Consider the following 12,844-nt stretch of genomic DNA (forward strand, 5'->3'; position numbering starts at 1 on the left):
TATCTGGGTCGCGTCTATCCAGAGAAGAAGGACATAAATCCTACAAATAACATGACAACAAGGGCAACTAAACGACTGCCGCGCAGCCCTTTCACCCTCGCATCTGGGTCAGTAGGCTGAATCTTGCGCGTAAGCCTGGCCTTTTCCCGGTCCAGTTTCATGAGGGCAGTTCTCGCCTGGGCGAACTCCCGAGAATCCTCAACCTGAATTCGCGACATGTTCAGCTCGCTGGTCAACTTGTGTACGTCACCACTTTTCTTCACCTTTTCGAGGAGTGCACTCACACGCTCCCGGCGTTTCTTGTTCTTCAGTGCCTTCACCGATGTGGACAATCCATCAACCATTTTTTCTGTCAGATTATGCAAGGGCTCAAGCTTGAAACGGCGCTGCAACATACCGAAGAACTCGGCACTCAGGCTGTTCAGTCGCACCGGGTCATTCTGCGCAGCTGCAATCTTGTTGAAGTCTCGCTCAAGGTCACTGCCGTGTGCTGTACAGAATGCAGCGATGTGACGGTCCAACAATACGCTTTTCAGCTGCCCCGTTGCGGCAAGGCGGTCCAGCGCCCTCATCATCTGCTTGATAGACCCGATCCAGACATTGTTGAAGCGCTGGCTGACGCAGGGCAAAATCGGGTTCATGGCATAAAGAACCCGCTCCATGCCACGTCCGAGCGACTTGCTGCTGCCATGAATCATGATTGGCCGCAGGCCACGCACCTGTGTCATGAAGCGCTCATTGCGCTCACCACAGATTTCCGCCAGTGCGTTGAGGAACCTTTCATCGAACAAGTCCAGGATCACACCAATCAGATCACGGTCTTCGCGGGAAAAGGCGTCAGCAAGGGCAGACGGCAATCCATCAAGAAAGAAAGAATGCCCCTTGAAACGGACTGGCCCCGTAGGGTGCAGGAACATACAGACCCGGGCAACCATTTTATAGTCATCTGGCCGTGTGCCACCAAGCCCGCCGCCTGGCACGACATTGAGCGTCGCTTCGAGCCGCTCGGTCAATATCTCGTCACGGAAGGACAATTGCACCCAAGCCGGGAAATCGATTCCCTTCAGAAAGTTTGCTGCCTCCCGCGGGTCACGTGCGAAAGCATCGGCCAGGAGCCTTCGGTCCACATAGGCCACGCCCTTGAAGCTGGTGGGCCGGTTCATGGACCAGGCCTTCATGCTTGTCCGCTTCGGTTTGCCTACGCCCTCGAACCAGTCAAGGATATCTTCCGCGCCCCATCGTTCATCTTCATCATCCGCCATGAGGCCCCGGATCAGGTTCCCCAGAGCGCCAGGTATTTCACGGCCACCCCCCAACGCCCAAAATGAACTCTGGTTGACCCGTGCCATCAATAGACTGTCCCGGTCCTTGCCTTGCCAAAGCGCTTCACCGAAATAAAGGCTCTGCAGGCAGGCGCCCAGCTGGTAAAAATCGCTTTCGATATCGCCATCGCCACGCGCAGTTTCGTCCGCGAGCGCAAGCTTCAGCGGCTCCAGCGCAAAAGGGTGTTTGAAACCCGGCGGGGCGCTATAGCATTCACCGATACAGACTTCGTCACCATCGGGCGCGGCAAAAAACAGGTTGGTAGGCTTGATACTGCGATGGGTAAAGCCACGCTTGTGAACCGCCGCAATTGCCTTCAGCGCTGAAAGGACGATGCTCTGCCTTAGCTTGTTGGTGTTGACGCGCGGATGCACCTTGCCATCCGGTCCGAACAAGGCACCACCGGTTGGACGCTCAAAGATAGTAACCAATCGCTGACGCTGCCCGCCCATATCCAAGTTCATCAGGCCGCGATCAATGGGGTTCACCACATTGGCAACGGGGCGGCTTTTCAAGCTTTTATAGACTTCATTCCGAACAGGAATGGTGGGGTGCTGCACTAGGGCATAGATATCTTTGCCCGGTCGCTCCTTGTCGACAGCCATGAAGGCATCGCCGCCATACGTGGTGAATTCGGGCAGCGGCGCAGACGTCTTCACGTCGTACCGGTCACCGAAAGCGCTCTGACCGCCCGGAACTGGTGTATTATCACCACTCAAGCCCAAATCCCCTTACATGCAAAAGCCGGCGCTCTCGTGCCCCATGACAGCGCTAGACTTCTATTCTGTACCCCGTTATGCGGGAATACAGTTAACATTAAAATCATATTACCTTTAGATGCAATAGTTCCACAAAAAAAACGCCGCCTCTCCGGGGAGTTAGCGGCGTTTTGTGTCTATTTCGCTTAAGCTGGGAAATGCAGCAAACGCATTAATCCAGGAATGGATCGCGCACCAGAATGGTGTCATCCCGCTCAGGACTTGTGGACAAAAGCGCCACAGGCACACCAATCAGCTCTTCGATACGGCGAATATATTTCACTGCGGTCGCCGGCAAATCCGCCCAACTGCGGGCGCCAAACGTGCTTTCCTGCCAACCTTCCAGCGTCTCGTAAACAGGCTCAACCTCGGCCTGATCTTCCATGCCGTATGGCAGATAATCAATCACTTCGCCCTTATGCTTGTACCCCACGCAGACCTTGAGTTCCTCAAGTCCGTCAAGCACATCCAGTTTGGTGAGAGCGATACCGGTCACACCACCAATGGTCAGGCTCTGACGAACTAGCACGGCATCGAACCAACCGCAGCGGCGGGAACGGCCGGTAACGGTACCGAACTCGTGGCCCTTTTCGCCCAGATATTGACCAATCTCGTCGTTCAGTTCGCTCGGGAACGGGCCCGAGCCAACGCGGGTTGTGTATGCTTTGGTGATACCGAGAACATATCCCAGTGACGACGGCCCCATGCCGGAACCGCCAGCAGCCTGGCCTGCGATGGTATTGGACGACGTCACAAAGGGGTACGTACCGTGGTCAACGTCCAGAAGCGTGCCTTGCGCGCCTTCAAACAGAACCTTCTTGCCTGCCTTGTCGGCATCATCAAGCGTGCGCCATACGTTGGTTACATAGGGCAGAATCTCAGCCGCCATTTCCATCAGCTCGTCAGCGATAGCATTGCCGTCGATCTCGTCATGGCCAAGGCCGCGACGAACAGCGTTATGATGCGTCAGTGCCACTTCAAGACGCGCCTCAACCATCTCGCGGGACTGCAAATCGCAAACGCGGATCGCGCGGCGGCCAACCTTGTCTTCATATGCAGGACCAATGCCGCGACGGGTAGTGCCAATCTTGACACCTTTGGTGGCGTCTTCACGAATGGCATCCAGTTCGCGGTGATAGGGCATGATCATGGTGGCGTTGGCAGCAATCTGCAGCGACTGTGGATTGATATCCACGCCCTGCCCGCGCAGCGTCTCCATCTCCTTGAGGAGCGCCCAAGGATCAACAACAACACCGTTGCCGATAACGCTGGTTTTACCGCCACGCACGATACCGGATGGCAGCAGGGACAGCTTATAGACGTTTCCGTCGATCACGAGCGTATGGCCGGCGTTATGGCCGCCCTGGAAGCGCACTACCACATCAGCGCGTTCAGAAAGCCAATCGACAATCTTGCCCTTGCCTTCATCGCCCCATTGGCTACCGACGACAACAACGTTGCCCATGCGAAATCCCCTTTACTGGTCTCTTAAAAACAGAGCTTTTATACGGGTCGAACCCGTTCATCAAGCAAGATATGGCTGCAACCAAGGCGCTTTGCTTCAGCAAGCGGGTCAGCACCCGCATCAAGGCCCTGCACTGTACGCCAGCCGTCTGCCCGCAACTTATTGCCATCACTGGCTTTTGTACCATGTGGCAGGAAAAGATGATCGGCCTTTTTGGCCGCAGGAAGCGCCTTCATCAGACTATCCAGATAGACGGAAAAACCGGTCGCTTCCTCTTCATGACCGTCAGGATGGGACACCATATAGCGCCCACCGCGGCCCAGTTCACCCTCACCACCCTTGGCGAAAAGCGCGAATCCAATTCCGCTCTTATACTCAAACCCATGGCTTTCGCACGGGTCGATCGTCAGCGACAGGTCAGGCAGGCGGATCTCCACCATTTCGGTCAGGCGGCTGAGACGGGCGACAAGCTTGCCGGCGCCGCCTTTGAGCTCAAGGCCAGACAGCATATCATTGGCCTGCTTTGCCGGCCCAGCGGCCTGCAGCAATTTCTCGAACGCAGACCGGCTCGCGTCAGGCAGGATCGCTAGCCCGCCGATATCCTTGGCCTCAAGGGCCTCCATCACGCTTTCGCGCACATCACCTGAAAGCTTGTGCTGGTCGCACATCATGGCCACCAGCGGAGCGACCGTGAGATCCAGCGACAATTCACCGATTCCCACTGCAGCGAGCGCCTCAACAGCGACTGCAATCACCTCGAGCTCAGCCTCAAGACTTGGGCTGCCGACAAGTTCCACGCCCGCCTGAACAAACTGGCGGGTTGGGCGCAGCTGACTGCCTTTGGTACGCAGGACATTGCCGGTATAAGCAAGCCTGAGCGGGCGCGGTGCGTCCGCAAGGCGCGTGGATGCAAGCCGCGCCATCTGGATGGTCATGTCGGCCCGAACCGCCATCATGCGCTGGGTGTCAGGGTCCATCAGACGGAACATCTGCTTGGCGCGGGTTTTCCCGGCGCCCACAAGCAGACTGTCTTCATATTCTACAAGAGGCGGGGCCACACGGTCGTATCCATGCGACAGGAATGTATCCACCAAACCGCGCACCAGGGCTGCTTCTTGTTCAGCCTTTGGCGCCAGTTGATCACGAAAGCCTTCCGGCAGAAGTGCCTGGCGTGCGTATGCACCACCCGCCATCTGTTTCATTGGACCATTCACTTGTCAATTGACCACTAAACGTGGCCCCTCTCATTCAACTTGGCAAAAGTCCTTCGGCTTCGCCTCAGTGTACTTTTGCCAAAAGGGACATTAAAAAACTGGATCTTGAAGCGGTTCTGCAATCCAGTTTTGCTTTTTTGCCAATGAAATCCACCCATAGGTGGATTTCACCAGATAAAATCTTGAAAACAAAAAGAAGAGCAGCCTCAAGCTTTGTTTTCGCATTTCAAATCTGAATAAAAGTACACCGAGCGGAAGCGAGGGACTTTTATTCAAGCATTAAAACGTCAGACGTTTTGCCTGCCGTACATGCGCGAGAGCCGCCACCTGGTCAAGAACAATATCCTGAACCGGCTGGTCAACCGCCACAAGGCATACTGCCTCTTCGCCCTCGATCTTACGGCCGAGCGCGAAGGTCGCGATGTTCACGCCGTTGTAACCCAGAAGCGAACCAAGTGCACCGATGAAACCAGGTTTGTCATCGTTGATGACATAGAGCATATTCGGCTCAACTTCAGCCTCAAGGCGCACGCCGTTGATTTCCACGATCCGTGGCGCCTGGTTGGCGAACAACGTCCCGGTTACAGTGCGGGTCTGCTTTTCGGTTTCAACTGTCAGCTTGATCAGCGTATGATAGTCGCCCTCACGGTCGTGCTTCACTTCCGTTACCTGGATATTACGCTCTTTCGCAATAACCGGCGCGTTCACCATGTTGACGCTGGACATCAGCGGCGACAACAGGCCTTCAAGCACAACGGCCGTCAGCGGCTTGGTATTCAGTTCAGCCACAGCACCTTCATATTCAACCATGATACGCTTCAGGCCATGCTCCGTCAGCTGGCCGGCAAATCCACCGATTTGCTCGGCAAGCGTCATGTAAGGCTTCAGCTTTGGCGCTTCCTCAGCAGACAGCGACGGCATGTTGAGCGCGTTCGTAACACCACCCGTGAGCAGGTAATCGGCCATTTGTTCAGCAACCTGCAGCGCCACATTCACCTGTGCTTCTGTGGTGGATGCGCCAAGGTGCGGCGTACAGATAACATTGTCATGACCAAAGAGCGGGTTATCGGTCGCAGGCTCAACCTCGAACACGTCCAGGGCTGCGCCAGCAACCTTACCGCTGTTGAGCGCGTCAAGAAGCGCTGCTTCATCGATCAGGCCGCCACGGGCACAGTTCACGATCCGTACGCCGTCTTTCATTTTCTTGAAGGCCTCAACGCCCACAACGCCGCGCGTCTGGTCGGTGAGTGGCGTGTGAAGCGTGATCACGTCAGCCTTGGCGAACACGTCATCGAGCTCAACCTTGGTGATGCCAAGGTCCGCCGCGCGCTCGGGCGCAAGGAAAGGATCATAGGCAACGACTTTCATCTTGAGGCCCAGCGCACGCTCTGCCACCACGGAACCGATGTTGCCGCAACCGATCAGGCCCAGTGTTTTGCCGGTGATTTCCATGCCCATGAATTTGGACTTTTCCCATTTGCCAGCATGCGTGGACGCATTGGCCTGCGGGATCTGGCGCACAAGCGCCATCATCATGGCGATGGCATGCTCAGCTGTGGTGATGGAGTTACCGAAAGGCGTATTCATAACCACCACACCAGCGTTGGTAGCGGCTGGCACATCCACGTTATCCACGCCGATACCTGCGCGACCAACAACCTTCAGGTTCTTGGCAGCCTCGAGAACCTTCGGCGTTACTTTTGTGGAAGACCGGATAGCCAGGCCATCATAGTCGCCAATAATTTTCAGAAGCTCGTCCTTGTCCAGGCCGGGCTTATAGTCAACTTCCACACCGCGATCTTTGAACGTCTTCTCGGCAAGTGGGCTCATTTTATCGGAAATCAGCACCTTAGGCATGATCGTTCCTTCTCTATCAAATCTGTTTTTTTGAAATGGCGGGGCCACACAGCGATGGCCGGGCCCCTGCCGATACAATCTGTTTTAGGAATGCGCCGCTTTAGCTTCAGCATAGGCCCAATCAAGCCACGGCGTCAGTGCAGCAAGGTCTGCGGCTTCCACAGTCGCACCGGTCCAGATGCGAAGACCCGGAGGGGCATCGCGGTAGGCACCGATATCATAGGCCACGCCTTCAGCATCCAGGATGGAGGCCAGCTTCTTCGGCACAGCCGCCTGTGCTTCTGCGTCAAGGGAGGCGAACCAAGGGTCCACAACCTTCAGGCACACGCTGGTGTTGGACCGTGTGGCCTTGTCTGCCGCCAGGAAATCAACCCAGTCGGTTTTTGCGACCCAGTCTTCAAGAACCTTCAGGTTGGCTTCAGACTTGGCGATCAGACCCTTGAGGCCACCAAGGTCTGCAGCCCACTCAAGCGCGTCGATATAGTCTTCAACGCAAATCATGGACGGGGTATTGATGGTTTCGCCCACAAAGATGCCCTCGATAAGCTTGCCACCTTTCGTGAGGCGGAATATCTTCGGTAGCGGCCAGGATGGCGTGTAGCTTTCAAGACGCTCAACGGCGCGGGGGCTGAGGATGATCACACCGTGCGCAGCTTCGCCGCCCAGCACCTTCTGCCAGCTGTAGGTCACAACATCGAGTTTTTCAAACGGCAGGTCCATCGCGAAAGCGGCCGAAGTGGCGTCGCAGATGGTCAGGCCTTTGCGGTCAGCGTCGATCCAGTCACCGTTCGGCACTTTCACACCACTGGTGGTACCGTTCCAGGTAAACACGACATCATTGTCGAAATCGACCGCGTCCAGATCCGGCAAGTTGCCGTAATCCGCATCAAACAGGCGTACTTTTTCAAGTTTCAGCTGTTTGGCAACATCTGTTACCCAGCCAGAGCCAAAGCTTTCCCAGGCAAGCATATCAACGCCGCGCGCACCCAGAAGCGACCAGAGCGCCATTTCAACGGCGCCGGTGTCGGAACCGGGCACAATACCAATGCGGTAGTCCGCAGGCACACCTAGAACTTCACGAGTTTTATCGATGGCGTATTTCAGCTTAGCCTTGCCAGGCTTAGACCGGTGAGACCGCCCCGTAAGGGCGTCATTAAGCGCGTCCACGCTCCAACCTGGACGCTTTGCACATGGGCCAGAGCTGAACTCGGGCCGTGCGGGTGCCGTGATAGGCTTTGTCATATCGCTATCCTTCCAGATAGTTGCGCCTCGTTGGGGAGGCGTGTCCCAAAGGTTATGCCGACCTTACAGACGACCGGTTCCCAGTTGGGGGAACTACCAAGGCCGGAAACTAGCGATATGGGCGCCGAAGTCAACGAAAGATTTGTGTCGACATGCAGAAGTTTTTGTAACGATATTTCACGCGCGAAAAATCATCAGGATTCCGAAGGGTTAGCGCTCCGTTCGCGTATCTATACAAAACACCGGCCCTGCCCGGTCACGACAATGCGGAGGAAAATATGCGCGTGCGAGTCTTTCATTACATCCTCTTCGGTGCTGCCTTCAGCCTAACTGCATGTACGGGCGGGCCAGAACGCGGCGGAAGAAATCATTTGGATGGTCCTCCACAGATGGACATGAACCCTGAAGCACATGCTGAACGTGTGGAACAGGTTTACCGCCTGTATGTTGAGCGCTGGGACTATAACGGCGACGGTGAAGCCACCTGCGATGATATCAATGTCCAGCGCAGCCGTCTGTTCCGAATGCTGGATCAAAACAAGGATGGCAAGTTGGTCTCGGGCGAATATCGCCACGCCAAGTTTGAAGACAAAAGCTTCATGTTCTTTGATTTCCTACGCGTCGACACCAACGGAACCGGTGCAGTGGAACTGGAGGAAATGGAGGCCGTACCGCACAGCCAATTTCTGAACGCGGATGGTGACGGCAATTGCACCATCAGCCCCCATGAAGCCATGGCCATGGTTCGCCACACACAAATGAGCGGAGGCAAAGACCACGGCCCGGGTAGCAAAAGCGGCCGGGGTGGCCGCGCACCCCGAGGCGGCAGCCCGATGGTAACGGGCGATTAGCGGCTTGCCGTGGTTTCGACTTCATCAAATGCTGTGACCCAGAAATGGGACGACAGGCGGTCGATCGACCGTGTCTGGGCGTTCATGACAATCGCAAAGCCTATGTCCAGGTCCTTGGAATAGGACACGAAGCTTCTGAAGCCGCGCACGCCGCCTGAGTGCAGTACCACGTCCTGGCCGTCGACCGCATAGATGCGCCAACCGAAGCCATAGTGGGCGTCCGTCAGCTTGCCGCGCCACCCCCGGCGCCTGAGTTCGCGCGATGTATCCACGCGTTTCTCCGTCACCATCTTCAGGACGGGAGACGGCAACACGGCGTCATTATAGCCCATCTGAGCCACTACCCATTTGGCAAGGTCTTCAATGCTGGCATTGACACCGGCGGCGGGCATGACACGGTAATAATTACGGTCCACCATCACCCTGATCCAGCCGTCGCGGCGAGTAAAAATATGCGGTTCCGCCCGGTTGGCCGTTGAAAGATAGGCTTCCAGTCCCAGGGAGGCATGGTTCATTCCAAGAGGCTTAAGCAGCCGACTTTCCACAAGTGATGGATAGCTTTTTCCTGTCGTATTTTCGATCGCTGGCTCAATCAGGCTGAAAAGAATGTTCTGGTAGCCATAGCATTCACCTGGCTGGCACATGGGCTCAATCCGGTCGAACCGCGGCACGATCTTCTCAAGAGTCCATCCGTCCTCAAGCATATTGTCGTATGCGTTTGGCGTGATGCCCGCGCTGTGGCTCAGCAGATGCTTCAGCTTCACTTTGCCCGCGAATCCGTTTGTCTTGAACTTGAGCTCGGGTACGAATTTCGTCACCGGCGCTTCAAGGTCCAACGTGCCTTCACGCGCCAGAATGGCCGCCAGGTCCGCGGCAAACGTCTTTGAAACGGACGCAAGCCGAAAAACCGTCTGGCTGGTCACCGGCAGGTCGGCGTCAACGGCGCGGGTGCCGTATACCTTCACCGCGACAACGCGACCGCCCTTGATAATGGCGTAAGCTGCACCCGGCACTTTGTTGGTTTCCACCTCGCGCAGGAACTCTTTCTCAAAATCAGGTATCAGCCCGGCCGCTTGCGCTCCCGCCATACCCCCAAAGAGTGTTACCCCCAAAATACCACTGAGCTTTACTGCCTTCAGACGTTTCACACCAAGTCCCTGTTTAAAGTTCATCCTGCAAAAAGCGCGTGATCACCCGCGCCGCCAGTTCCGGCTTTTCCGCATGCAACCAGTGGCCCGTGCCCTCCACGGTGCGCACAGTGGCCTTCGGAAACAGGCGCAAAATAGTATCCCTGTGCTCTGCAGTAACATAATCCGATTCCCCGCCGCGCAGAAACAACACCGGCGTATCAACCGGGTCACCATCGACGCCCGCAACTATGGAGTCATAATCATCCCGGATCGCGTCAAAATTCAGGCGCCAGCGCCAAATTCCGTCACTCGCCCTTCGCCAATTTGTCAGAAGAAAACTGAGGACATCTGCTTCCCGGACATATGGCGCCAGAATGGTCTCTGCGCCAGCCCTGTCCTGCGGTGCAGCTTTAGCAACTTTCGCCATGCCCTTGAGAATAGCATCGTGGTGACGGCTGTATGCCACCGGGGAGATGTCCCCCACGACCATGCGGTCAATGCGCTCTGGCGCCAGAAGCGCCATCTGCATCGCAACTTTGCCGCCCATCGAATGGCCGAATACATGGGCCTTGTCGATTCCCTCGCGGTCCATCACATCGAAGATGTCTTCAGCCATTTCACCATAGCTGTTTGTCGGGGCATGGGGGCTGCGGCCATGGTTACGGTGATCCACCATCACCATGCGGAAGTCATTTTCCATCGCACGCGCCAGCCCGCCCAAATTGTCTGCCGATCCGAAAAGGCCGTGCAGCATCACAAGCGGCGGGCCGTCACCGCGAGTCCGGTAAAACAGATCCATTAGTCGATATCCAGGTGTACGCGGGCGTGGCCAAGCGGGCCATGGCCAGCGCCAAACCCAGGAGCTGCCTTGATGGCAAGATGGACAAAAGTGTGAGCTTTTTCAAACGCAGCTTCCAATGACAGGCCCGCCGAGAGCAAGGCTGCCATGGCACTCGCAAGCGTGCAGCCTGTGCCGTGCGTACTCTTGGTATCAATGCGGTCGCTTGTGATCCGGCATTCGCCTTTGGCACTAACGAGAACATCAGTGGAGGTCGGGCCTTCCAGATGCCCGCCTTTGATCAACACAGCTTCCGCGCCGGTTTCCAGAATATCGTTCGCGGCTGCTATCATGTCATCCACGCTATTGATCAGGCGGCCGGTCAGCACTTCGGCTTCATTGGCATTCGGCGTCACGAGGCTGGCATGGCTGATCAGTGTCTTAAGGGCTGTAACCGCATTTTTCTGCAACAGCATGCTGCCGGAAGTCGCCACCATCACAGGGTCGACCACCAGATCTCCATCGAAAGCCACATCGTCGATAACGGCCAAAACGGTTTCGATCACAGCTTCATCATGCAGCATGCCGGTTTTGATCACATCAGCACCAATGTCGGAAAGAACCGCCCGCATTTGAGATGCGACAATCCCGGGCGCCATAGCCTCTACACCTGTCACGCCCTTGGTGTTCTGGGTTGTGACCGCTGTAACCGCCGTGGCCGCATATTGGCCCAGCATGGTAACTGTCTTGATGTCGGCCTGCAGGCCCGCGCCGCCAGAACTGTCAGAGCCTGCGACGATCAACACTCTTCCCATCTGCTTCGGTTTCTGTTCCATGCTTTCTGGCCTTCCCATTATGCGCTTGCTTCAATCTCGGCACAAATCTGGTCCACGACCCGGTTCACCATGGCCTCATCATCGCCTTCCGCCATGACCCGGATCACAGGTTCGGTGCCCGACTTGCGAATGACAAGACGACCTGAGCCGTTCAGTTCCTGTTCCGCCGAAGCAATCGAGGCTTTGACCCCGTCTGTTGCCAGCGGATCACCACCCTTGAAGCGTACATTCTTCAATAATTGTGGCACCGGCTCGAACTGGCGGCAGACTTCAGACGCTTTCTGACCTGACTGCTTGATTTCCGTCATCACTTGAAGGGCGGCGATCAAGCCATCGCCCGTGGTTGCGAAATCGCTCAACACGATGTGGCCAGACTGCTCACCGCCCACATTGAAGCCGTTCTTTCGCATGCGTTCCACTACATAGCGGTCGCCTACTTTGGTTCGTTCCAGCTTGAGGCCGTCAGCCTCAAGAAGGCGCTCCAGACCAAGGTTGGACATTACGGTGCTAACAAGCCCCCCGCCCTTCAGTACACCGCGCTTGTGCCAATTGCGGGTGATAAGAGCCATAATCTGATCACCGTCAACGATGGTGCCGTTTTCATCACAAAGGATAAGGCGGTCGGCATCACCATCAAGTGCGATACCAAGGTCAGCGCCCTCAGTCACCACACGTTTGCACATGGCCTCCGGGTGGGTGGACCCACAATCCTTGTTAATGTTGAAACCATTCGGCGCGACACCGATGGATACAACATCCGCGCCCAGCTCCCACAAAACCATAGGCGCCACCTTGTAGGCTGCGCCGTGCGCACAATCGACAACCACCTTCAGGCCATCGAAGGTCACACCATGCGGGACGGTGGCCTTCGCCGATTCCACATATCGCCCGCGCGCATCTTCAAAGTGTAACGCCTTGCCGAGCTTTTCAGACGGAACAAGAGCTTCATGAAAACCGTTGTCGATCTTTGCCTCAATGGCCAGTTCGGTTTCGTCCGAAAGCTTATAGCCATCGGGGCCGAAAAACTTGAGACCATTGTCATGATGCGGGTTGTGGCTTGCGGATATCATCACCCCCAAGTCAGCACGGAACGATTTTACCAGCATTGCAATGGCCGGTGTAGGCATCGGCCCTACGGTAATCACATCCATCCCTGCAGCAATAAAGCCCGCCACCATAGCCGGCTCATACATATAGCCGGAACGGCGGGTATCCTTACCGATCACCACCCGGTGGACATGGTCGCCACGGCGGAAAACCCGGCCGGCAGCCAGGCCCACCTTCATCGCGACATCTGGGGTCATGAAGCCCTGATTGACCTCACCCCGCATGCCATCCGTGCCAAAATATTTCCGGCTCATACCCAAGTCCCTGATCGTCAAATGAATGG

General features: G+C 56.3%; 10 protein-coding genes. 1 reads left to right on the forward strand and 9 read right to left on the reverse strand.

The window, feature by feature from the left end; all coding sequences use genetic code 11:
* Positions 1–14 precede the first annotated feature (14 nt).
* The 5 genes from ACFO5Q_RS08525 to ACFO5Q_RS08545 form a co-directional block, all read right to left on the reverse strand.
* Positions 15–2,042: a hypothetical protein gene (locus ACFO5Q_RS08525; RefSeq protein ID WP_068152144.1), complete on the reverse strand. Its 2,028-nt coding sequence runs from the start codon at positions 2,040–2,042 to the stop codon at positions 15–17.
* 211 nt (positions 2,043–2,253) lie between these two features.
* Positions 2,254–3,546 carry an adenylosuccinate synthase gene (locus tag ACFO5Q_RS08530; protein WP_068152139.1) on the reverse strand — a complete coding sequence of 431 codons (1,293 nt, stop codon included), beginning with the start codon at positions 3,544–3,546 and terminating at the stop codon, positions 2,254–2,256.
* A 38-nt stretch (positions 3,547–3,584) separates the two neighbouring features.
* A complete protein-coding gene (locus tag ACFO5Q_RS08535; protein ID WP_068152133.1) occupies positions 3,585–4,748 on the reverse strand; it encodes an ATP phosphoribosyltransferase regulatory subunit in 1,164 nt (387 codons plus the stop codon).
* A gap of 291 nt (positions 4,749–5,039) precedes the next feature.
* A complete protein-coding gene (gene serA, locus ACFO5Q_RS08540; RefSeq protein ID WP_068152130.1) occupies positions 5,040–6,617 on the reverse strand; it encodes a phosphoglycerate dehydrogenase in 1,578 nt (525 codons plus the stop codon).
* A gap of 84 nt (positions 6,618–6,701) precedes the next feature.
* A complete protein-coding gene (locus tag ACFO5Q_RS08545) occupies positions 6,702–7,859 on the reverse strand; it encodes a phosphoserine transaminase (RefSeq protein WP_068152128.1) in 1,158 nt (385 codons plus the stop codon).
* A 371-nt stretch (positions 7,860–8,230) separates the two neighbouring features.
* Between ACFO5Q_RS08545 and ACFO5Q_RS08550 the strand changes: the two genes are divergently transcribed.
* Positions 8,231–8,710, forward strand: coding sequence for an EF-hand domain-containing protein (locus ACFO5Q_RS08550; protein WP_231727340.1), 480 nt, complete (start codon positions 8,231–8,233; stop codon positions 8,708–8,710).
* Here the strand turns inward: ACFO5Q_RS08550 and ACFO5Q_RS08555 are convergent.
* The 4 genes from ACFO5Q_RS08555 to glmM are packed head-to-tail and all read right to left on the reverse strand — an operon-like array spanning position 8,707 to position 12,815.
* The gene (locus ACFO5Q_RS08555) at positions 8,707–9,858 is read right to left on the reverse strand and encodes a serine hydrolase domain-containing protein (RefSeq protein ID WP_197421292.1); all 1,152 of its coding nucleotides are present in this window, start codon (positions 9,856–9,858) and stop codon (positions 8,707–8,709) included. The two genes, ACFO5Q_RS08550 and ACFO5Q_RS08555, sit on opposite strands and share 4 nt — an antisense overlap.
* Positions 9,859–9,871: 13 nt before the next feature.
* Positions 9,872–10,639, reverse strand: a complete 768-nt coding sequence (locus ACFO5Q_RS08560) for an alpha/beta fold hydrolase (protein ID WP_068152125.1) — start codon at positions 10,637–10,639, stop codon at positions 9,872–9,874.
* On the reverse strand, positions 10,639–11,454 hold the full coding sequence (thiD, locus tag ACFO5Q_RS08565) for a bifunctional hydroxymethylpyrimidine kinase/phosphomethylpyrimidine kinase (protein WP_068152565.1): 816 nt from the start codon (positions 11,452–11,454) through the stop codon (positions 10,639–10,641). Before thiD ends, ACFO5Q_RS08560 begins: the two co-directional genes overlap by 1 nt.
* A 17-nt stretch (positions 11,455–11,471) precedes the next feature.
* A complete protein-coding gene (gene glmM, locus ACFO5Q_RS08570; protein ID WP_068152123.1) occupies positions 11,472–12,815 on the reverse strand; it encodes a phosphoglucosamine mutase in 1,344 nt (447 codons plus the stop codon).
* Positions 12,816–12,844: the final 29 nt, after the last annotated feature.

Source organism: Kordiimonas lipolytica (genome assembly GCF_042651265.1).
GTDB classification, from domain to species: domain Bacteria; phylum Pseudomonadota; class Alphaproteobacteria; order Sphingomonadales; family Kordiimonadaceae; genus Kordiimonas; species Kordiimonas lipolytica.

Bases quoted from the DNA above. Each gene is read 5' to 3' on its own strand.
- serA (WP_068152130.1), bottom strand. From the start codon at position 6,617: ATGCCTAAGGTGCTGATTTCCGATAAAATGAGCCCACTTGCCGAGAAG.
- ACFO5Q_RS08530 (WP_068152139.1), bottom strand. From the start codon at position 3,546: ATGGGCAACGTTGTTGTCGTCGGTAGCCAATGGGGCGATGAAGGCAAG.
- thiD (WP_068152565.1), bottom strand. From the start codon at position 11,454: ATGGAACAGAAACCGAAGCAGATGGGAAGAGTGTTGATCGTCGCAGGC.
- glmM (WP_068152123.1), bottom strand. From the start codon at position 12,815: ATGAGCCGGAAATATTTTGGCACGGATGGCATGCGGGGTGAGGTCAAT.
- ACFO5Q_RS08545 (WP_068152128.1), bottom strand. From the start codon at position 7,859: ATGACAAAGCCTATCACGGCACCCGCACGGCCCGAGTTCAGCTCTGGC.
- ACFO5Q_RS08535 (WP_068152133.1), bottom strand. From the start codon at position 4,748: ATGAAACAGATGGCGGGTGGTGCATACGCACGCCAGGCACTTCTGCCG.
- ACFO5Q_RS08560 (WP_068152125.1), bottom strand. From the start codon at position 10,639: ATGGATCTGTTTTACCGGACTCGCGGTGACGGCCCGCCGCTTGTGATG.